Source organism: Burkholderia orbicola, from assembly GCF_900100915.1.
GTDB lineage: Bacteria > Pseudomonadota > Gammaproteobacteria > Burkholderiales > Burkholderiaceae > Burkholderia > Burkholderia orbicola.
The window spans coordinates 211,535-231,664 of the sequence record NZ_FNKW01000002.1; the positions used below are offsets into that span (position 1 = coordinate 211,535).

Consider the following 20,130-nt stretch of genomic DNA (forward strand, 5'->3'; position numbering starts at 1 on the left):
CCGTCCGCGATGCCCGTTCTCCTGCCTTCCCCCCGGCCCGGTGATCGATTCGACGTGGTTCTCGGCCGTGTTCCGTTGCGCCTCTGACGCGAGCGCCGCCGACGCCTCCCCACTGACTCTCCCCAAGCCAATTCAATGGACATGCTCGAAAACATGCGCCTGTTCGTGCGCGTCGTCGAAGCCGGCAGTTTTACCGCGGTCGCGAAGGAAATCGACGCGACCACCGCGCAGGTGTCGCGCGCGGTCTCGAACCTCGAAGCCCACGTACAGACGCGCCTGCTGCATCGCACGACCCGCCACCTCGGCCTGACCGAAAGCGGCGAGCGCTATTTCGAGCGCGCGAAATCGATTCTCGCGGAACTCGACTACGCGAACGCGGAGGCGCGCAACGCGCTGCTGCGGCCGAGCGGCAAGATGCGCATCCACGCGATGACGGGGCTCGGGCAGAGTCATGTCGTGTCGTCAATCGTGCGTTACCAGGAGGACAACCCCGACGTGTCGGTCGAGCTGACGCTGGCGCAGCGGATGCCGAACCTGGTCGAAGAGGGGTACGACGTGTCGATCGTGACGGCGTCGCAGTTGCCCGATTCGGGCTATGTCGCGCAGACCTGCGGCACGAGCTGCAGCGTGCTCGTCGCGTCGCGCGAATATCTGGCGCGGCACGGTACGCCGCAGACGCCCGACGAACTGCCGAACCACGTTTGCCTGCGCCTCGACACGCCGGCATCGCCGGCCGGCGAATGGCGGCTCGAGCGCAGCGACGGCGAGGAAGCGGTCTACGAGCTGCAGCCGGCGCCGTTCCAGGTCAACGTGCCGGACGCGCTGTGCGTCGCGGTGCGGGCCGGCCGCGGGATCGCATGCGTGGCGCTGTATACGGTGCTCGACGATATCCGCGAAGGGCGCCTGATCCGCGTGCTGCCCGAGTACCGGCTGCAGACGGTGAGCGTCTATGCCGTCTACGCGACGCGCCGCTATCTCGATGCGAAGATCCGGACCTTCCTCGACCACCTGCGCACGACGCTCACGCCCGCGCTGGAGAACGATCTGCGCGAGCTCGACCGGCTGACGACCGAGCACGCGCCGGGCGGCCGCCAGCGCGCATGATGGCGCCTGCGTGCCGCCGCGACACTCATGCGGCCGCCGCGATGCGGATGCGCTCGAAGCGGCCCGCGAGCCACACGTACGCCGCAATGCCGATCAGCCCGTGTGCGGCGACGAACCACAACGCGCCGGCGAACGAACCCGTACTCGCGACGAAGTAGCCGATCACGAGCGGCGTGACGATCCCCGCGATGTTGCCGAGGCCGTTGAACACGCCGCCGCTCAGCCCGACCATGCCTTCCGGCGCCGTGTCGGCGAGCACGGCCCAGCCCACTGCCGCGAGCCCCTTGCCGAAGAACGCGATCGTCATCAACGCGATCACGACCGCGTTCGACGATGCGCCGTTCGCGAGCACGAGCAGCGTCGCCATCGCCATCCCCGCGACGAACGGCGTCTTGCGCGCCTTCGACGGATGCATGCCGCGCCGGATCAGCCAGTCCGACAGCACGCCGCCGAGCACGCCGCCCGTGAAGCCGCAGATCGCCGGCAGCGCGGCGACCCAGCCGGCTTCCATGATCGTCATCCCGCGCCCCTTGATCAGGTAGATCGGGAACCACGTGATGAAGAAGTACGTGAGCGCCGTGATGCAGTACTGGCCGATGTAGATCGCCCACAGGTTCCGGTGGCGGAACAGTTGCGACACGTCGTGCCACGACACGCGCGGCCGCTCGCGCACGCGGTTCGCCTCCAGATCGACGAGTGCGCCATGGGCGCGCAGGTAGTCGCGCTCCGCGTCGGTCACGCGCGGGTGGCCGTGCGGTTCGCGATACCACGCGAACCACAGCACGGCGAGCGCGATGCCGAGCAGCCCCATCCACAGGAATACGTGTTCCCAGCCGAGCGCATGCGTGAGCCACGCCATCGCCGGCGTGAACAGCACGACGGCCATGTATTGCGCGGAATTGAACAGCGCCGACGCGGTGCCGCGTTCGGCGGTGGGGAACCAGCAGGCGACGATCCGCGAATTGGCCGGAAACGCCGGCGATTCGACGAGGCCGAGCATGAAGCGCATCACGAACAGCGCGAGCGTCGCGGCCGCGCCCTGCAACGCGAACCCGCCGACCGTGCCCTGCAGCATCGTGAATACCGACCACAGCAACAGGCTCAGGCCGTACACGCGCCGCGCGCCGAAGCGGTCGAGCAGCCAGCCGCCCGGAATCTGGCCGATCGCATAGGCCCACGCGAACGCCGAAAAGATGACGCCGAGCTGCACGGGCGTGAGCCCGAGGTCGTGCGCGACGCCGGTGCCGGCGATCGACATCGTCGCGCGGTCCGCATAGTTGATGACGGTGACTGCGAAAATCAGCGCGAGGACCGCGTAACGGACGCGGCCGATCGTGCGCGACGCGGTGGGCGATGCGGCGAGCGCAGCGCCGCTGGATCGATTGGACATGCATGTCTCCTGGCCTTCGTCGTGCGAAGGCATCGGTGTTGTAACGGGAAGGGACGTGCCGCGCTCAGCGGGTGACGCTGGTCGGCGGCCGCTGGCCCGCGAAGCACGCGGCGAGGTTCGCGAGCACGATGCGGCCCATTGCCTCGCGCGTTTCGTGCGTGGCGCTCGCGCGGTGCGGCTGCACGACGACGCGGTCGAGTTCGAGCAACGCGGCCGGCACGTGCGGTTCGTTCGCGAACACGTCGAGCCCGGCGCCGGCGATCGTGCCGTCGGCCAGTGCGCGCACGAGCGCGGCTTCGTCGACCAGCTTGCCGCGTGCGACGTTGATCAGGAATCCTTGGGGGCCGAGCGCCGCGAGCACGTCGGCCGTCACGATCACGTTGCCGTGATCGGCCGACGCCGCGATCACGAGCACGTCGCTGTCGCGCGCGAGCGCGGCGAGGTCGGGCACGAAACGATAGCCGCTGTCGCGATGCTCGCGCGGGCCGAAGTAGCTGACGGGCATCCGGAACGCCTGCGCGCGCTGCGCGATCGCGCGTCCGACGCGCCCGAGCCCGACGATGCCGAGCCGCTTGCCCGTGACCTGCGTCGCGAGCGGCTGGGTCGCCTTGCCCCAGCGGCCGGCACGCACGATCCGCTCGCCGGCGCCGAGGTCGCGCAGGGTCATCAGGATCAGGCCCAGCGCCATGTCGGCGACGTCGTCGGTCAGCACGTCGGGCGTCGTCGTCACGTGGATGCCGCGCGCCCGGGCGCGCTCGAGATCGACCGCGTCGGTGCCGATGCCGTTGATCGCGATGATCTCGAGCGCGCCGAGCCGGTCCATCAGCGCAGCGGACAAGCCGTTCGCGCCGCCCGTCACGACGCCGCGAATGCGCGGCGCCACGCGATCGAGCAGCGCGTCCGGCTGCTCGGCCGCATACAGCCGATGCACGGTGTAGCGGGCGGACAGTTCGGCGTCGATGGTGGCGGGCAGCGGCTGGGTCAGCAGGATGTCGATGGTCATGAAGGTCTCGGTCGTCGTGCGCGGCGCGGGCCGCGCATCAGGTGGAACCGAGTATAGAAATCGCATCGATATCGGTCTAACATCAAAAGACTATCGATTGATTCAAGATTTGGATGATTGAACTGCACCAGCTTCGCTGCTTCGTCGCGGTCGCCGAAGAACTGCATTTCGGCCGCGCGGCCAGACGCCTCTTCATGACCCAGCCGCCGCTCAGCCGGCAAATCCAGTTGCTCGAGCACGCGCTCGGCATCGCGCTGCTCGAGCGCAGCAGCCGGCAGGTCAGGCTGACCGCGGCCGGCGAGCGCTTCCTGCGCGACGCGCGGCACATCCTCGAATTTTCCGCGCGCGCCGAGCAGGCCGCGCAGCGCGTCGCGCACGGCGGCGCCGGGCGCATCACGCTCGGTTTCACGGCCGTCAGTGCGTACCGGATGATTCCGGTACTGCTCGCGCACGCGGCGCATGCGTTGCCGGACGTCGACGTCGAATTGCGCGAAATGGTGTCGACCGTGCAGATCGACGCACTCGCGTCGCGGATGCTCGACGCGGGTTTCGTGCGCCAGCGCGCCGCGCGCCAGCCGCTCGAATACCGGCTCGTGCAGCGCGAACCGATGCTCGTCGCGGTCGCGGAAGGCGCGCCGCTCGCGGCCTACGAGCAGATCGGCCCCGACGAGCTCGACCGCCAGCCGTTCATCGCGTATTCGCCGAACGAGGGCAAGTATTTCCACGACATGATCTCGGGGATGTTCGCGGGCGCCGGGCGGCTGCCGAACTACCTGCACTACGTCGGCCAGACGCATACGATCCTCGGTCTCGTGCGTGCAGGGCTCGGCGCGGCGCTGGTGCCGGCGTCGGCGCGCGAGCTTCATGTGGACGGCGTGGTGTTCCGGCCGCTGGCGGGCGTCAACGTGGCGGCCGAGTTGTATCTCGCGTGGCGCGCGGACAACGACAATCCCGCGCTGCCGGTATTCAACGCGATGGTCGAGCGGTTTCTGACCGAGAGCACGGACGATCCGGGCGTTTAGCGACGCGCTTGCCCGCACGAACGGGCTGCCGCGTACCGCGAAAAGTCGGTCGTCTGATGATCGAACACACGATCTCGAATTCTTTTCGGCACCTCGGGAATACGTAGAAAAACGGCGATTTTTCATACGAATTTCGCGTGAAACGAGCCGCATACCCTTCAGATTTTCCATCTCGAACACGGGGAAACCCCCATTTTTCTCTCATCGGTCGTCGTATTACTGTATCGATACACTAAATCGATACAGTCGCGTCGCGAGACGCACTCGCACAGGAGACGACTCATGAATACCTACACCCGGCGGCGCTTTCTGCAGACGGTGTCCGCCGCCACGCTCGCGGCCGCGGGCGGCTTGCCGGAAAGCGTGCGCGCGCAGCAGCCGGTCGTCACGCTGCGCTGCTCGTCGTCGATGCCGGCCGACCAGAACGCCGCGCACTACGTGTGGTACGAGCGTCTCGCCGCGAACCTGAAGGCGAGCGTGGGCGACGCGATCCGGGTCGACTACTTTCCGAACAGCCAGCTCGGCAAGGAAAGCGACGTCGTGCAGCAGGTCAAGATCGGCGCGATCGACATGATGATCGCGGGCTCGTCGATCTGGGCCACGGTCGCGCCGGAGCTCGGGATGCTCGATCTCGGCTACCTGTTCGACAGCTACGCGCACGTCGCGAAGGCGCTCGACGGCCCGGTCGGCACGAGCCTGAACGCGCTGCTGCAAAAGCGCGCCGGATGCTCGGTGCTGACCTGGGGCTCGCATTTCGGCGGGCGCTGCGTGTTCACGAAACAGCCGGTGACGGCGCTGTCCGGCCTGAAGGGGACGAAGCTGCGCGTGCTGCCGACGCCTGCGTTCATGGATACCTTCAAGGCGATGGGCGCGGTGCCGACGCCGATTCCGTTCGGCGAGCTGTACATGGCCGTGCAGACGGGTGTCGTCGACGGTCTCGAACACGATCCCGCCACGGTGCTCGCGAGCCGCTTCGACGAGATCGTGAAGTCGTGCTGGCAATCGCGCCACGTGTTCGCCGCGATGACCGTCGTGATGGGGCGGCGTGCGCTCGACCGGATTCCGGCCAACCTGCGGCCGGCCTTCGACCGCGCGGTGGCCGACGCGACCGTGCAGCAGCGCGCGATTGCCGCGCAGAAGGCCGCGCAGGCGGAGCAGGCGCTGAAGCAGCGCGGCATGGCGTTTTACCCGCTGGCCGATGGCGAGCGCGCGGCGCTGCGGCAGACGATGCAAGACCGCCTGTACGTGGCGTTCGCGAAGCAGTATCCGGCCACCGCGCCGCTCTTTCCGGCGATTGCCGCCGCGCGGGGGTGAGCGATGGACATGCACTCCGTGTCGGGCGTCGCGTCGGCTCCCGCTGCCGGCCAGCCGGCGCATCGCGTCGCCCGCGTGCTGGATGCGATGCTGCGCTGGCTCGAGTATCTGTCGGCCGCGGTGCTCGCCGTCGACGTGCTGGTCGTGTTCGTGTCGGTCGTGTTCCGCTATTTCCTGCACGACCCGGTCGACTGGGCCGAGGAAGTGGCGAGCGCGCTGATGATCGTGCTGGTGTTCTTCGGCGCGGCGACGGTGCTGGGGCGTAGCCAGCATGTCGGCATCGACGTGTTTCGCGGCCGGCTGCCGGCACGCTGGCAGGGCGCGCTGATCCAGGTCGGCCACTGGATCGTGGCGGCGGTTGCGCTGAACCTGCTGGTGTCGTCGTGCCAGTTGCTCACGGATTCGTACGACCAGCTGACGACGGGCGGCCTGCCGGGCTGGATCAACGGGTATCCGATGATGTTCGGCGCGCTGTTCATGACGGTATTCGCGCTCGCCAATGCGCTGAATGCGCCGCGCCGCCGGGTGATCGGCACGTTCGTGTGCTGCGCGGCGCTCGCGGGCGCCGTGTACGGCTGGAACGCGCTGTGGCCCGCGCATGCGGTCGCGCCGGGCACGCTGCTGGTCGCGGGCTTCGTCGGCGGGCTGGTGCTCGGCGTGCCGATCGGGTTCGTGCTGGCGTTTTCGGCGCTGCTGTATTTCCTCGCCGATCCGACGCTGCCGCTACTCGTCTACTCGCAACAGGTGATGGCCGGGGCCGACCACTTCGTGCTGCTTGCGGTGCCGTTCTTCGTGCTGGCGGGGCTGCTGATGGAGACCAACGGGATGTCCGCGCGGCTCGTCGAGCTGCTGCTGCGGATCTTCGGGCGCGTGCGGGGCGGGCTCGGCCTGATCGTGATCTTCGCGACGGCGTGCTTTTCCGGCGTGTCGGGCTCGAAACTGGCCGATATCGCGGCGGTGGGCGGCGTCGTGATGCCGGCGGTGCGCCGCGCGCGGCAGGACCCGAACGAAACCGCCGCGCTGCTCGCGTGCAGCGCGGTGATGGCGGAGACGATTCCGCCGTGCGTGAACATGATCATCATGGGCTTCGTCGCGAACATCTCGATCGCCGGGCTGTTCGTCGCGGGGATCGTCCCGGCGGCCGTGCTGGCCGCGTCGCTCGCGGTCGTGACGGTGATCACCGGGCGCAAGATCGACGTGGCCGAGGTGTTCGGCGAGCGTCGCGCGTGGCTGCCGCTGGCGGGCGGCGCGCTCGTCGCGCTGGTCATGGTCGCGATGATCGGCAAGGGCGTGACGTCGGGGATCGCGACGTCGACCGAAGTGTCGGCGTTCGCGGTGGTCTACGCGCTCGTCGTGGGCTGGATCGCGTTTCGCGAACTGACGTGGCGCTCGGTCGGCCGCGTGTTCGTGCGCGCCGCGTCGATGGCGAGCGGTATCCTGTTCATCGTGGCCGCGGCGTCGAGCGTGTCGTTCGCGCTGTCGATCGAGCAGATTCCGGCCCTCGTCTCGGGCACAATGACGGCGTTTGCCCATCAATACGGCGCGACGATGTTCCTGCTGCTGGCGGCGCTGCTGATGATCGTGTTCGGCGCCGTGCTCGAAGGCGCGCCCGCGCTGATCATCTTCGGGCCGCTGCTCGCGCCGATCGCACTGCAGCTCGGTATCAATCCGCTGCATTTCGGCACGGTCGTGGTGGTGGCGATGGGGTTCGGGTTGTTCGCGCCGCCGGTCGGGCTCGGGCTGTTCACGACGTGCGCGATCACGGGCACCGAGGTCGGGCGCGTAGCCCGGCCGATGGTGAAATACCTGCTGGTGCTGTTCTCCGCCCTCGTGGCGCTGATCTTCGCACCGGCGTTTTCGTTGTGGCTGCCGGCCCATTTCGGCCTGTAGCCCGTTCCATGCAAGACGACATGAGTACGATTCAGGACGTGGCCCGTCATGCGGCCGTTTCGGTCAGCACGGTTTCGAACGTGCTCAACGGACGCACCGACCAGATGAAGCCGGAAACGCTCGAACGCGTGAAGGCGGCGATGGACGCGCTGCAGTACCGGCCGAGCACGCTCGCGCGCCAGCTCAAGACGGGGCAGACGCCGCTCGTCGGGCTGCTGGTGCCGTCGATGGCGAACCCGATGTACGGCTACATCGCACGCGAGATCGAGGCCTGCGCGCAGGAACGGTATGGCCATCGCGTGCTGATCGGCAACACGTACCGCGATGCGCGCAAGGAGGCGTCGTTCTTCGACGATCTCTACGCGCACGGCGTGCGGCGCGTGATCGTGATCTCGTCGCTCGCCGACGAAAGCCACCTCGAGCGTGCGGCCGAGCGCGGGATGACGGTCGTCAGCTACGACCGTCGCGCGACACCCGGCGAGCAATCGAAGGTCGATCACGTGACGGCCGACAACGAGGCGGCCGCGCGGCTCGCGACGCGCCGGCTCGTCGAAGCGGGCCATACGCGGCTCGCGTTCGCGACGGTGGCCGGCGTCACCGTGAGTCGCAGCGACAAGATCCGCGGCTTTCTCGCCGTGGCGAGCGAGGCGGGCGGCGCCACCCAGGCGCGCGTGCTCGACGGCGGCCCCGCGAACGAATACGGCGACTCGGTGATCGTCGATGTCGGGCGTGCGCTCGGCGTCGAGCTCGCGGCCGATCCGGCGCGGCCGACCGGCATCGTCGCGGTCAACGACCTGTTCGCGCTCGGCCTGATGGCCGGGCTGCGCGACGGCGGCTTGCGGGTGCCGGACGATGTCTCCGTCATCGGGATGGACGGTCATTTCCTGTCGGCGATCTCGTGGCCGGCGCTCACCACGGTGCAACTGCCCGTCACCGAAATGGCCGGCGAGATGGTGCGGCGCGTGATGCGGCAGGAGGGCGACGCGCCGTCCGCATCCGGGCAACGCGTGTTCGCGGACGTGACGCTCGTGGAGCGCGCGTCGGTGGCGCCGCCGCCGACGCAGGCGGCCGGCACGAGCGGAGGCCACGCATGACGCGCGTCTACGTCACGCATCCGACCGGGATGATCGACCACTACTACGGCGCCAGCGCGTTGCGCGCGCTGCGCGCGATCGCGGACGTCACCTGCAACCCGCACGATCGCGAACTCGGCACGGACGAACTGATTGCCGCCGCGCAGGGATGCGACGCGATCATCGCGTACCGGCAGACGCCGGCGCCTCGCGCGCTGTTCGCGGGGCTGCCGGCCCTCGCCGCGTTCCTGCGTTGCGCGGTCGACATCCGGACGGTCGACGTCGCCGCGGCGAGCGCGTTCGGCGTGCTGGTCACGCAGGCGAGCCCCGGCTTCGGCCCGGCTGTCGCCGAGTGGGTCGTCGGCGCGATGATCGAGCTTGCGCGCGGGATCGGCGGCTACGCGGACGCGTACCACCGCGGCGCGCCGCCGGTGCCCCGGATGGGGCGAGAATTGCGCGGCAGCACGCTGGGCCTGATCGGCTATGGGCAGATCGCGCGCCATCTCGCACCGGTCGCGACGGCGCTCGGCATGCGCGTGCTCGTCAGCGATCCGTACGTGCGAGCCGACACGCCACCGCTCGAACAGGTCGATTTCGCCACGCTGCTGCGCGACGCGGATTTCGTCGTCTGCCTTGCGCCGGCCACGCCGGCCACCGCAAACCTGATCGATGCGGCGGCATTCGCCGCGATGAAGCCGGGCGCGTGCTTCATCAATGCGTCGCGCGGCGAACTCGTCGACGAACAGGCGCTGGCCGACGCACTCGCCAGCGGGCGGCTGGCCGGTTGCGCGCTCGACGTCGGCCGCGCGGCAGACCAGATGCCCACCCCCGCGTTGGCCGCGCATCCGCGCGTCATCGCGACCCCACACATCGGCGGCCTGACGCTGCCGGCGATCGAGCATCAGGCGCTGGAGACGGTCGACCAGCTCGCCGCGCTGCTCGACGGACGCGTGCCGACCGGCGCGGTCAACGCCGCGCAGGCGACGCGGCTCGCGCGCTGGCGCGCATCGCATGCGTTCGTCGCACCGGGCGGGCGATGACGCGCGACGAGGCGGGCGGCACGCGGTTCGCCAACGCGTGCGATTGCCATATCCATATCTACGACGATGCGTATCCGCTCGCGCCGACGGCGACGTTTCGACCGCCCCATGCGCCGGTGGCTGCCTATCGGCGCGTGCAGCAGGCGCTCGGCCTCACGCGTGTGGTCGTCGTGCAGCCGACCGGCTATGGCTTCGACAACCGGTGCACGCTCGACGCCTTGGCCGCACTGGGCCCGCAGGCGCGCGGCGTTGCGACGGTGCCGGTCGACGTGCCGGATGCCGAGCTGGAACGTCTGCATGCCGTCGGCATGCGCGGCGTGCGCTTCATGATGCTGGCGGGCGGCACCGCGCAATGGCGCGATCTGGAGCGGATGGCCGCGCGGATCGCGCCGCTCGGCTGGCATATCGACCTGCAGTTCGACGGCCGCACGCTGGGCGAGATCGAGGCGACACTGTCGCGGCTGCCGGCGCGTATCGTCATCGATCACACAGGCAAGTTCCTGACGCCCGTCGCGCCGGATGCGCCGTCCTTCCTGGCGCTGCGACGCCTGCTCGATCGCGGTCACGCATGGGTGAAGCTGTCCGCGCCATACGAGACGTCGCGATCCGGCGCACCGGGCTACGACGATGTCGGGCGGCTTGCCGCCGTGCTCGCGCGCGGCCATTCGGCGCGCTGCGTATGGGGCAGCAACTGGCCGCATCCGAATGCGTCGCCGCCGCCCGACGATGCACGTCTGCTCGGCTGGCTGCACGATTGCGCGGCCGACGACGGGATTGCCCGCGCGATCCTGGTCGACAACGCGGCTGCCCTTTATGGATTTCCCGCGGACACGCAGCCCGAAACCGCCGCGTCATGCGCCATCGCCCCCGTCCGGTAACGGAGGCGTGAAGCGAGGCAGAGGGAGGAGACTTGAAGACGTGCGCGCGGCCCGACGGAGAGCATCCGGCGGGCCGCGCGCAGCGGGACGTCAGTGGGTGAACGACAGGAACAGATAGGCGGCGAACAGCGCGACGTGCACGACACCGTGCAGCACCGTCGTGCGCCCCTGGCTCAGCGTGAGCGTGCTGACCAGCAGCGTGAGCGCGAGCAGCACCGTCTCCATTGCGCCGATCCCGAGCGTGAGCGGCTGGCCGACCCAGATGAACACGGCCGCGACGGTCGGGATCGTGAGCCCGATGCTCGCGAGCGCCGAACCGAGCGCGAGGTTCATGCTGGTCTGCAGGCGGTTCGCGCGCGCGGCGGTGACGGCCGCGAGCCCTTCCGGCAGCAGCACGAGCGCGGCGATCACGATACCGACCGCGGCTTCGGGCGCGCCGAGCTTCAGCACCGCATGCTCGACGGCCGGCGACAGCAGCTTCGCGAGCAGCACGACCGCGACCAGGCTGGCGAACAGCAGCACCATGCTGGTGATCGCGGTGCGGTTGCTCGGCGCTGCCGCGTGCACCGCTTCGTTGGCGCTGTCGTGCGCGGCGAGGAAGTAGTCGCGGTGGCGCACGGTCTGCACGAACACGAATGCGCCATACAGCACGAGCGATGCGACGCCGGCGAACGCGAGCTGCGATTTCGAGAAGAACGGGCCCGGGGCGGCGCTCAGGTAGTTCGGCATCACGAGCGACAGCACCGACAGCGACGCGAGCACCGCGAGCGCCTTGCTCGCGCCGCGCCCCTGGAAGTCCTGTTCGCCGTGCTTCCATGCGCCGACCAGCAGGCAGATGCCGACGATGCCGTTGCAGATGATCATCACGGCGGCGTAGACGGTGTCGCGGGCGAGGCCCGATTTTTCCGGGCCTGCGCCGAGCATCACCGATACGATCAGCGCGACTTCGATGACGGTCACGGCGACCGCGAGCACGAGCGTGCCGAACGGTTCGCCGACACGGTGCGCGACGACTTCCGCATGGTGGACGGCGGCAAACACGGCGCCGGCGAGCGCGGCGGCGAATACCGCGATGACGAGGCCTTCGGCCGGCACGACGCGCGACAGCGCGAGTACCAGCCAGGCGGCAAGCGGGGCCCAGAGGGTCCAGCGCGGGAGCTGGTTGGACGAGAGCGGCATGGAGGGTTTCCTGATGCGAGTGGCGGCGCGCGACGCGCCGTCACGGGTTGACGAAGCCCGGCCGTACTATCCGCCGAACGAGGACGATGAAACCGAAGGGGGCGGCACGCAACGGCGCTGCCCTGGGTTCGCTGCCGCGAGGCGGCGAGGGGCGCGGGCAGGCCGAAGCCCGTCGCGGGATGAAACGGTTCGATGCGGCTGCCCGCGGACGGCGGGACGAGCACACATGGAAACGCGCGGGCCGGGAGCTTGATTCGACCCGAAAGGGAGCGATGGACAGCGGTGACGGCGCGACACGCGTTTCCCCCTGGAATCCGGCAATTTGTCGAATTTTATCAGGCGATCGGGGGTCACTATCTCATATTCGAACGCTTACGTTGACCTTTCGGTTTATAAAAAGTGCCCCGGTCTTTCGATTTTTTTGTCTTTGCAGTTTCCGTAACGGTCTCTTGCCCGACACATTCGGGCTCGCCCTGACATAAATCTACCGACCGGTCGGTTTATAATCGCTCGCACCTCCACTTCATGACGGATCGCAAGCGATGGCTGTTTCCTCTGCACATTCGGTGAACTCGGGCGCGCTCGCGCCGTCGGCCGTCGTCGGCGTGATCGGCGCCGGCGCGATGGGCGCGGGTATTGCGCAGGTCGCGGCGGCGGCCGGCCATGCGGTGCTGCTGTACGACCTGAACGAAGCAGCCTGCGACAAGGCGCTGGCCGGCATCCGCGCGCAGTTCGCGCGGCTGGCGGAGAAGGGCCGGCTCGAACCGGCGCAGGCCGACGCAGCGGGCAATCGAATCCGCGCGGTGCGCGCGCTGGCCGATTTCGCGGGCGCCGCGCTGATCGTCGAGGCGGCGGCCGAACGGCTCGAGGTGAAGCGCGAGATCTTCGCGACCCTCGAACGTCATGTCGACGACGCGTGCGTGGTGGCGACCAACACGTCGTCGATCTCGATCACGTCGATCGCGGCCGGGCTGCGCGTGCCGCAGCGCGTCGCCGGCCTGCATTTCTTCAATCCGGCGCCGCTGATGGCGCTCGTCGAGGTGGTCAGCGGGCTCGCGACTGCGCCCGAGGTCGCCGGGATGCTGCATGCGACCGCCGCCGCGTGGGGCAAGCAACCGGTGATGGCGAAATCGACGCCGGGCTTCATCGTGAACCGCGTCGCGCGGCCGTATTACGCGGAGGCGCTGCGCGTGCTGAACGAGCAGGGCGGCACGCCGGCCACGATCGACGCGGTGATGCGCGAAGCCGGCGGGTTCCGGATGGGGCCGTTCGAGCTGATGGACCTGATCGGCCACGACGTGAATTTCGCGGTGACCGAATCGGTGTTCCGCGCGTACTTCAACGACCCGCGCTACACCCCGTCGCTGATCCAGCAGGAACTCGTGAACGCGGGCTTCCTCGGGCGCAAGTCCGGGCGCGGCTTCTATTCGTATGCGGACGGCGCGACGCCGCCCGCGCCCGAGCTCGAGCCGCCGCGCGCCGCGCCGGCCGACGTCGTGCTGTTTGCGCAGGACGGCCCGGCCGCCGCGCTGCATGCGCGCCTGGCCGAACGGATCGAAGGCGCGCGGCGCAACGGCGCGCATGCGGACGAACTGCTCGCCGTGGCCGGCCGCGCGTCGATCGCGCTGACCGATGGCCGCACCGCGACCGCACGCGCCGCGCAGACGGGCGTGGCCGACCTCGTGCTCGTCGACCTGGCGCGCGATTACGCGCAGGCCGGGCTCGTCGCGCTGACGCGCGCGCTCCAGTGCAGCGACGCCGCGTATGCGGACGCGCTCGGCCTGTTCCAGCAGGCGGGCTTTCGCGTCGTCGGCGTCGCGGACGTGCCGGGGATGGTCGCGATGCGCACCGTCGCGATGCTCGCGAACGAGGCGGCCGACACGGTCAACCAGGGCGTGTGCTCGCCGGCCGATCTCGATCTCGCGATGGAGAAGGGCGTGAACTACCCGTGCGGCCCGCTCGCGTGGGCCGATGCGATCGGCGTCGGCCGCGTGCATCGCGTGCTGTCGAACCTGGCGGCGAGCTACGGCGAGGACCGCTATCGCGTGTCGCCGCGCCTCGCCGCGCTGCACGCGGCCGGCCGCACGTTCCGGTCGTAGCCACCTGCGCCGTCACTTCGAACACGACAACGACCACTCCACTGGAGGAGCACCCCGATGACTCACCCGACGCATCCCGCCGCCGCCCTCGAGCCGATCGAGACCGCCAGCCGCGACGAACTGCAGGCGCTGCAGCTCGAACGCCTCAAATGGTCGCTGCGCCACGCGTACGACAACGTCCCGCACTATCGGCGCACGTTCGAGGCGGCGGGCGTGCATCCGGACGACCTGAAGTCGCTCGCCGATCTCGCGAAATTCCCGTTCTCGACCAAGACCGACCTGCGCGACAACTATCCGTTCGGCCTCTTCGCGGTGCCGCGCGAACAGGTCGTGCGCGTGCACGCGTCGAGCGGCACGACCGGCAAGCCGACCGTGGTCGGCTACACCGCGCGCGACATCGATACGTGGGCGAACGTGACCGCGCGCTCGATCCGCGCGGCCGGCGGCCGCCCGGGCGATACGCTGCACAACGCGTTCGGCTACGGCCTGTTCACCGGCGGCCTCGGGATTCACTACGGTGCGGAGCGGCTCGGCTGCATGGTCGTGCCGATGTCGGGCGGGCAGACCGAGAAACAGGTGCAGCTGATTCGCGATTTCGAGCCGAAGATCATCCTCGTCACGCCGTCTTACATGCTGAACCTGATCGACGAGATGGTGCGGCAGGGGATGGACCCGGCCGAATCGTCGCTGAAGATCGGCATCTTCGGCGCCGAGCCGTGGACGCAGGCGCTGCGCGACGAAGTGGAGACGCGCGTGGGCATCGACGCGCTCGACATCTACGGGCTGTCGGAAGTGATGGGCCCGGGCGTCGCGTGCGAATGCGTCGAGACGAAGGACGGCCCGGTGATCTGGGAAGACCATTTCTACCCGGAGATCATCGACCCCGTCACCGGCGAAGTGCTGCCCGACGGCAGCCAGGGCGAGCTCGTGTTCACGTCGTTGACGAAGGAGGCGATGCCGGTGATCCGCTACCGCACGCGCGACCTCACCGCGCTGCTGCCGCCGACCGCGCGCGCGATGCGCCGGCTCGCGAAGATCACGGGCCGCTCCGACGACATGCTGATCGTGCGCGGCGTGAACGTGTTCCCGAGCCAGATCGAGGAGATCGTCGTCGCGCTGCCGCAGCTGTCGGGCCAGTTCCAGATCACGCTGTCGCGCGACGGTCACATGGACCGCCTCGACCTCGCGGTCGAGTTGCGCTCCGAGGCTGCGGCGTCGGTGAGCGACGGCGATCGCGCGGCGCTCGCGCGCGAGTTGCAACACCGGATCAAGACGATGGTCGGCGTGTCGTCCGGCGTGACGGTGCTGGCAGCCGGTGGTATCCCGGCGACCGCGACCGGCAAGGCGCGCCGCGTGATCGATCGCCGCCAGGCAGCGTGATTTCGATGTGTGCCGTTCTACCCGAGGAAATGGTTCGATGGATGGATTGAAGACCCTGGCCGTCACGGTCGATGCGCGCGGCATCGCGACCGTCGCGCTGCAGCGCGGCGACGTGCTGAACGCGTTCGACGAGACGATGATCGCGGAACTCACCGACGCCTTCACGGCGCTCGGCCGGCGCGACGACGTGCGCGCGATCGTGCTGCGTTCGGATGGCCGCGCCTTTTGCGCGGGCGCCGACCTGCAGTGGATGCAGCGCGCGAGCGCGAACGATGCGGCCGCGAACCTGCGCGACGCCGAGCGGTTCGCCGCGATGATGCGCGCGATCCGGCAGTGCCCGAAACCGACGGTCGCGCGCGTGCAGGGCCACGCGTTCGGCGGCGGCGTGGGCCTGTGTGCGGCGTGCGACATCGTGATTGCGAGCGACCACGCGCGCTTTTCGGTCAGCGAGGCGCGCTTCGGTATCCTGCCAGCCGTCATCGGCCCGTATCTGGTCGAGGCGGTCGGCCAGCGCCAGGCGCGCCGGCTCGCGCTGACCGCGACGCAGCTCGCGGCCGCCGAAGCCGTCGCGATCGGCCTGATCCATCAGGCCGTGCCGCTCGATGCGCTCGACGACACGCTCGAGCGCACGCTCGCAGAGTTGGGCCGCAACGGCCCGCACGCGCTGATGGAGATCAAGCGCTTTTTCGACGCGATCGGCGAGTACCCGCCGTCGGACGAACGTGCGGCGTTCACCGCTCAGACGATCTCCCGCGTGCGGGCGACGCCGGAAGCGAAGGAGGGCTTCGCGGCCTTCTTCGCGAAGCGGCCGCCGGCGTGGGAGGCGGGCGCCGAATAAGGCGGCACGACGAACCTCCACGACGATCGACGGCGAAGCCGGGCCGGCGGCATTTTGCGTCTCGGGCGCGAGCGCTTGCACTACAATGCGTGACCCCCGGCGCTGCCGGCCCCGTCCCGACCGATGCTTCGCACGATGATCGTCAACCGCCTTGTCTCCGAGATCCTGTTCGGCTTTACCGGCCTGATCGGCATCATCAATCCGATCGGCATCGCGTTCCTGTTTCTCGAACGGACCGAGACGCTCACCGCGCACGAGCGGGATCTGCTCGCGAGGAAGGTCGCGTTCAATGCGTTCGTCGTGCTGATGGTCGCGTTCTTCGCCGGCACGCCGGTGCTGCATTTCTTCGGGATCTCGATGGAAGCGCTGCGGATCGGCGGCGGCTTCGCGGTTGCCGTGGCCGGCTGGCAGATGCTGAACGAACCCGACGGGCCGGGCGGTGGCGACACGCCGGTCAAGCCGATCGACGCGAACGCGATCATGACGCGCGCGTTCTTCCCGTTGACCGTGCCGCTGACGGTCGGCCCCGGTTCGATCGCGACCGCGATCGCGCTGAACGCGAACCGCACGCACAAGCTGTCGGAATTCATGCTGTCGAGCATCGTGTCGATCGCCGTGTCCGTGCTGGTCGCGCTCGTGATCTGGCAGGTCTACAGCCGCTCCGCGCTGCTCGCGCGCTACCTCGGCAGCGAGGGGACCAAGGTCGCGAAGCGCGTGTCGGCGTTCCTGCTGCTGTGCATCGGCGTGCAGATCATGCTGACCGGCTTCTCCGCGTTCCTGCAGCCGCTCGCCGACCAGGCCAAGTAACCGGGGCGCCCGGTTCATCCTTCGAGATTCAACCTTTCACGCAGCCTGCACGCGGCGCGCGCTCATACGCGTTCGCGGCGTGCGGGATACCATGCGACGTCTGGCGGATGCCGCGTGCATCCGGCCGCAACCCCAACTTGAGTGGCGAGGCGAGCAATGGAATACGTGAAATTCGGGTCGACCGGGCTGGACGTGTCGAAGCTGGTGCTGGGCTGCATGACGTTCGGCGAGCCGTCGCGCGGCACGCATCCGTGGACGCTGCCGGAAGCGGAAAGCCGCCCGATCATCCAGCGGGCGGTCGAGGCCGGCATCAACTTCTTCGATACCGCGAACATGTATTCGGACGGCACGTCGGAGGAGATCGTCGGCCGCGCGCTGCGCGATTTCGCGAAGCGCGACGACGTCGTGATCGCGACCAAGGTGTTCTACCGGATGCGGCCGGGGCCGAACGGCGCGGGCCTCTCGCGCAAGGCGATCATGACCGACATCGACCAGAGCCTGAAGCGGCTCGGCACCGACTACGTCGATCTCTACCAGATTCACCGCTGGGACTACGGCACGCCGATCGAAGAGACGCTCGAGGCGCTGCACGACGTCGTGAAGGCCGGCAAGGCGCGCTATATCGGCGCATCGTCGATGTTCGCGTGGCAGTTCGCGAAGGCGCTGCACACGTCGAAGCAGAACGGCTGGACCCGCTTCGTCAGCATGCAGAACCACCTGAACCTGCTGTATCGCGAAGAGGAGCGCGAAATGCTGCCGCTGTGCGAGGACGAAGGCATCGCGGTGATCCCGTGGAGCCCGCTCGCACGCGGGCGTCTGACGCGCAACTGGGACGAAACGTCGGAACGGCAGCAGAAGGACGACGTCGGCCAGCGCCTGTATGACGCGACGGCCGATGCCGACAAGGCGGTCGTCGAGGCCGTCGCGGCGATCGCCGCGGCGCGCAACGTGCCGCGGGCGCAGGTCGCGCTGGCGTGGGTCGCGCAAAAGCGCGGCGTGACCGCACCGATCGTCGGCATTTCGAAGCCGCAGCAACTGGACGACGCGCTCGGCGCGCTCGCGCTGAAGCTGACCGACGACGAGATCGCCACGCTCGAACGCCCGTACGTGCCGCACGCGGTGGCCGGGTTCAACTGAGCGGCAGCGCGGGCGGCACAGGCGTCGGCGCCGTCGCCGCGCTCAGCGCGCGGCGGCGAGCATCGGGTAGGTGAACAGGCCGAAGTGGACGACGTTCAGCCCCGCATGCGCGAGCGCGGCGGCGAGCAGGCCGCCGCGCCGCCACGCGAGCCCGTAGCCGACGCCGGCCACCGTACCGAGCACGATCCATGGCCAGCCGCCCGCGGCGTGCGCGGCGCCGAACAGCAGCGCGCCGGCCGCGAGCGCGACCCACGGGCCCCATGAGCAGGCGCCGAACGCGCGGGTCAGCCCGCCTTGCACGTAGCCGCGGAACAGCGCTTCCTCGGCGAGCGTCACCAGCAACACGTTGTTCACGAGCCACAGCCAGCCCGACGGCGGCCATTTGGGGGCCCAGCCGACCATCCCGAACGCGAGCGCGCCGGCCAGGCACGCGATAGCCGTTGCGACGGCCGCCACCGCGCCGGTGCGCAGCGCGCGCGACAGCGCGACGTCGGGCGCGACCCACGGCAGTGCCCACAACAGCCACAGGCCGACGAGCGGCTTGTCGAAATTCAGGTACATCGTGAACGGCACGGCGTCCGGCGTGAAGCGGATCGGCCCGATCACGCGCGGATTGTGGAAGCCGGGAATCAGATGCAGGCTCAGCGCGATCGCGAGCGCGGCAAAGACGAGGTGCGCGACGATGCGCACCGCGAGCGGGCGCTCGGGCAGCACGCCCCAGCCGGCCGCGATCAGCAGCGCGAGCGGCGCCAGCGTGATCGGCGCAAGCTGGCCGAACGCCAGCGCGCCCCCGTAGCCGAGCGCGGCGAGGCCGATGCTCAGGCCGTGCAGCGGGCGATGCCACGCGAAGGCGGCGGCCGCGAACAGGGCGAGCCAGATCGTGGCACACGGAAGGAGCGAAAGGGACATGACGAAAAACGGATGGGCGGACGAGACGCCGCGCATCATACAGCAGGTGCGGTGACCCGCCGCCGGACAGCCGGCGCGCCGCGCGTCAGCGGCCGGCGGTTTCGGTGACGCCGCCGCGGCCCGGGATGTCGACGCTGTTGCGCACGCGCATCCGCCGCCGGTACCAGAACGTCCACAGCAGCAGGCAGGCAAACACCGTGTAGCCCATGACCGGCGACACGACCAGCACGCGTTCGACCGGCCAGTTGACGACCATCCACCAGCGCAGCAGCATCTCGACCGTCATGATGGCGCCCCACACGAACGTCATCAGCCGCAGCATCTGCCGCAGGCCCGGCTGCGCGTCCCAGACGGCTTCGAAGTGCGCGGCGCCGCCGTCCATCTCGCGGGCCACGGTCGCGCGGGCCAGATAGTAGATCAGCGGGCGTTCGCGGAACAGCGACAGCAGGAACACGATGCCGATCGTGCCCGAGCCGATCGATTCGCGCATCAGCAGCGTGCGCGGACTGCCGCCGAACGCCATGCCGACGATCGACAGCGTGATGCCGAGCAGCACGATGGCCGCTACCGCGTCGACGCGGCGCGAGCGGATGAATTCGACGATCGACCAGATGATCGGCGGAACCGCCGACGCGTACAGCGCGCCGGTTTCGCCGAAATACGGATGCGCGACCCGATAGGCCACCCAGGGCAGCACGAGGTTGACGAAGAGTTCGAGAATCAGTCCGGCTCGCGGTTTCACGATGCGCCATTCCACGCAGGTCGGGGCGAGCGCGCGAAAGGCGTGGTTGCCCCGGGTTGTCCCGAAAAGGGTTCGATTCAGTATATCGAAGAATCGTGCGGGGTTGCGGTGTCGCCTGCCGCGACGGCGATCGGCCGTCGCCGGTACGCGAGTGCATGGTCCGCCAGAGGGACCGGCGCACGCGACCGCTGCTGGGCCGGGGCGCGCTGCATGATCGCGTCGTCGCGTCGCGGCAAGTCGCCGATCGCAATGCGTTTGTGGTCGCGTTTGCGGTGCGCGAGCCTGCGCGGCGCGGCGTGAATCGAAGCCGCGGCCGCGCGCGGGC

17 protein-coding genes are annotated in these 20,130 nt (G+C 69.3%); 12 read left to right on the forward strand and 5 right to left on the reverse strand.

Features of this window, described 5'->3' with window-relative positions; all coding sequences use genetic code 11:
* The first annotated feature begins 135 nt into the window (after positions 1–135).
* On the forward strand, positions 136–1,104 hold the full coding sequence (locus tag BLS50_RS17830) for a LysR family transcriptional regulator (RefSeq protein WP_006478896.1): 969 nt from the start codon (positions 136–138) through the stop codon (positions 1,102–1,104).
* A gap of 25 nt (positions 1,105–1,129) precedes the next feature.
* On the opposite strand, the gene BLS50_RS17835 is transcribed toward BLS50_RS17830, so the two are convergent.
* Both BLS50_RS17835 and BLS50_RS17840 read right to left on the reverse strand, forming a co-directional pair.
* The gene (locus tag BLS50_RS17835) at positions 1,130–2,494 is read right to left on the reverse strand and encodes an MFS transporter (RefSeq protein ID WP_074803081.1); all 1,365 of its coding nucleotides are present in this window, start codon (positions 2,492–2,494) and stop codon (positions 1,130–1,132) included.
* Positions 2,495–2,558: 64 nt separating this feature from the next.
* Entirely contained in the window at positions 2,559–3,497 is a 939-nt protein-coding gene (locus BLS50_RS17840) for a 2-hydroxyacid dehydrogenase (protein ID WP_074803084.1), read from the reverse strand.
* Positions 3,498–3,610: 113 nt separating this feature from the next.
* Here BLS50_RS17840 and BLS50_RS17845 point away from each other — a divergent pair, with 113 nt between their 5' ends.
* From BLS50_RS17845 to BLS50_RS17870, 6 genes are all read left to right on the forward strand, one after another.
* Positions 3,611–4,519: a LysR family transcriptional regulator gene (locus tag BLS50_RS17845; protein WP_053523733.1), complete on the forward strand. Its 909-nt coding sequence runs from the start codon at positions 3,611–3,613 to the stop codon at positions 4,517–4,519.
* A 282-nt stretch (positions 4,520–4,801) separates the two neighbouring features.
* Positions 4,802–5,833 carry a TRAP transporter substrate-binding protein gene (locus tag BLS50_RS17850; RefSeq protein ID WP_074803086.1) on the forward strand — a complete coding sequence of 344 codons (1,032 nt, stop codon included), beginning with the start codon at positions 4,802–4,804 and terminating at the stop codon, positions 5,831–5,833.
* Positions 5,834–5,836: 3 nt separating this feature from the next.
* A complete protein-coding gene (locus BLS50_RS17855; protein ID WP_080486884.1) occupies positions 5,837–7,723 on the forward strand; it encodes a TRAP transporter large permease in 1,887 nt (628 codons plus the stop codon).
* A gap of 8 nt (positions 7,724–7,731) precedes the next feature.
* Entirely contained in the window at positions 7,732–8,817 is a 1,086-nt protein-coding gene (locus BLS50_RS17860; protein ID WP_027806150.1) for a LacI family DNA-binding transcriptional regulator, read from the forward strand.
* Positions 8,814–9,836: an NAD(P)-dependent oxidoreductase gene (locus BLS50_RS17865; RefSeq protein ID WP_074803088.1), complete on the forward strand. Its 1,023-nt coding sequence runs from the start codon at positions 8,814–8,816 to the stop codon at positions 9,834–9,836. Before BLS50_RS17860 ends, BLS50_RS17865 begins: the two co-directional genes overlap by 4 nt.
* On the forward strand, positions 9,833–10,714 hold the full coding sequence (locus BLS50_RS17870) for an amidohydrolase family protein (protein ID WP_074803091.1): 882 nt from the start codon (positions 9,833–9,835) through the stop codon (positions 10,712–10,714). The genes BLS50_RS17865 and BLS50_RS17870 overlap by 4 nt, the downstream gene beginning before the upstream one ends.
* Before the next feature lie 90 nt (positions 10,715–10,804).
* Here the strand turns inward: BLS50_RS17870 and BLS50_RS17875 are convergent, their stop codons facing one another.
* Positions 10,805–11,893 carry a calcium:cation antiporter gene (locus BLS50_RS17875; RefSeq protein ID WP_006478904.1) on the reverse strand — a complete coding sequence of 363 codons (1,089 nt, stop codon included), beginning with the start codon at positions 11,891–11,893 and terminating at the stop codon, positions 10,805–10,807.
* 542 nt (positions 11,894–12,435) lie between these two features.
* On the opposite strand from BLS50_RS17875, the gene BLS50_RS17885 reads away from it, so the two are divergent.
* The 5 genes from BLS50_RS17885 (at position 12,436) to BLS50_RS17905 (ending at position 18,154) form a co-directional block, all read left to right on the forward strand.
* The gene (locus tag BLS50_RS17885; RefSeq protein WP_074803094.1) at positions 12,436–13,992 is read left to right on the forward strand and encodes a 3-hydroxyacyl-CoA dehydrogenase; all 1,557 of its coding nucleotides are present in this window, start codon (positions 12,436–12,438) and stop codon (positions 13,990–13,992) included.
* Positions 13,993–14,049: 57 nt separating this feature from the next.
* Positions 14,050–15,372 (forward strand): phenylacetate--CoA ligase PaaK, encoded by a 1,323-nt coding sequence (gene paaK, locus BLS50_RS17890; protein ID WP_074803098.1) that lies wholly within the window; start codon positions 14,050–14,052, stop codon positions 15,370–15,372.
* Positions 15,373–15,409: 37 nt separating this feature from the next.
* Positions 15,410–16,210, forward strand: a complete 801-nt coding sequence (locus BLS50_RS17895) for an enoyl-CoA hydratase-related protein (RefSeq protein ID WP_074803100.1) — start codon at positions 15,410–15,412, stop codon at positions 16,208–16,210.
* 135 nt (positions 16,211–16,345) lie between these two features.
* Positions 16,346–17,017, forward strand: a complete 672-nt coding sequence (locus tag BLS50_RS17900; RefSeq protein ID WP_027806145.1) for a MarC family protein — start codon at positions 16,346–16,348, stop codon at positions 17,015–17,017.
* A 156-nt stretch (positions 17,018–17,173) separates the two neighbouring features.
* Positions 17,174–18,154, forward strand: a complete 981-nt coding sequence (locus BLS50_RS17905; RefSeq protein WP_074803103.1) for an aldo/keto reductase — start codon at positions 17,174–17,176, stop codon at positions 18,152–18,154.
* A gap of 42 nt (positions 18,155–18,196) precedes the next feature.
* On the opposite strand, the gene BLS50_RS17910 is transcribed toward BLS50_RS17905, so the two are convergent.
* Both BLS50_RS17910 and BLS50_RS17915 read right to left on the reverse strand, forming a co-directional pair.
* Positions 18,197–19,063: a CPBP family glutamic-type intramembrane protease gene (locus tag BLS50_RS17910; RefSeq protein ID WP_074806479.1), complete on the reverse strand. Its 867-nt coding sequence runs from the start codon at positions 19,061–19,063 to the stop codon at positions 18,197–18,199.
* A gap of 85 nt (positions 19,064–19,148) precedes the next feature.
* Positions 19,149–19,805, reverse strand: a complete 657-nt coding sequence (locus tag BLS50_RS17915) for a VC0807 family protein (RefSeq protein ID WP_011547589.1) — start codon at positions 19,803–19,805, stop codon at positions 19,149–19,151.
* Positions 19,806–20,130: the final 325 nt, after the last annotated feature.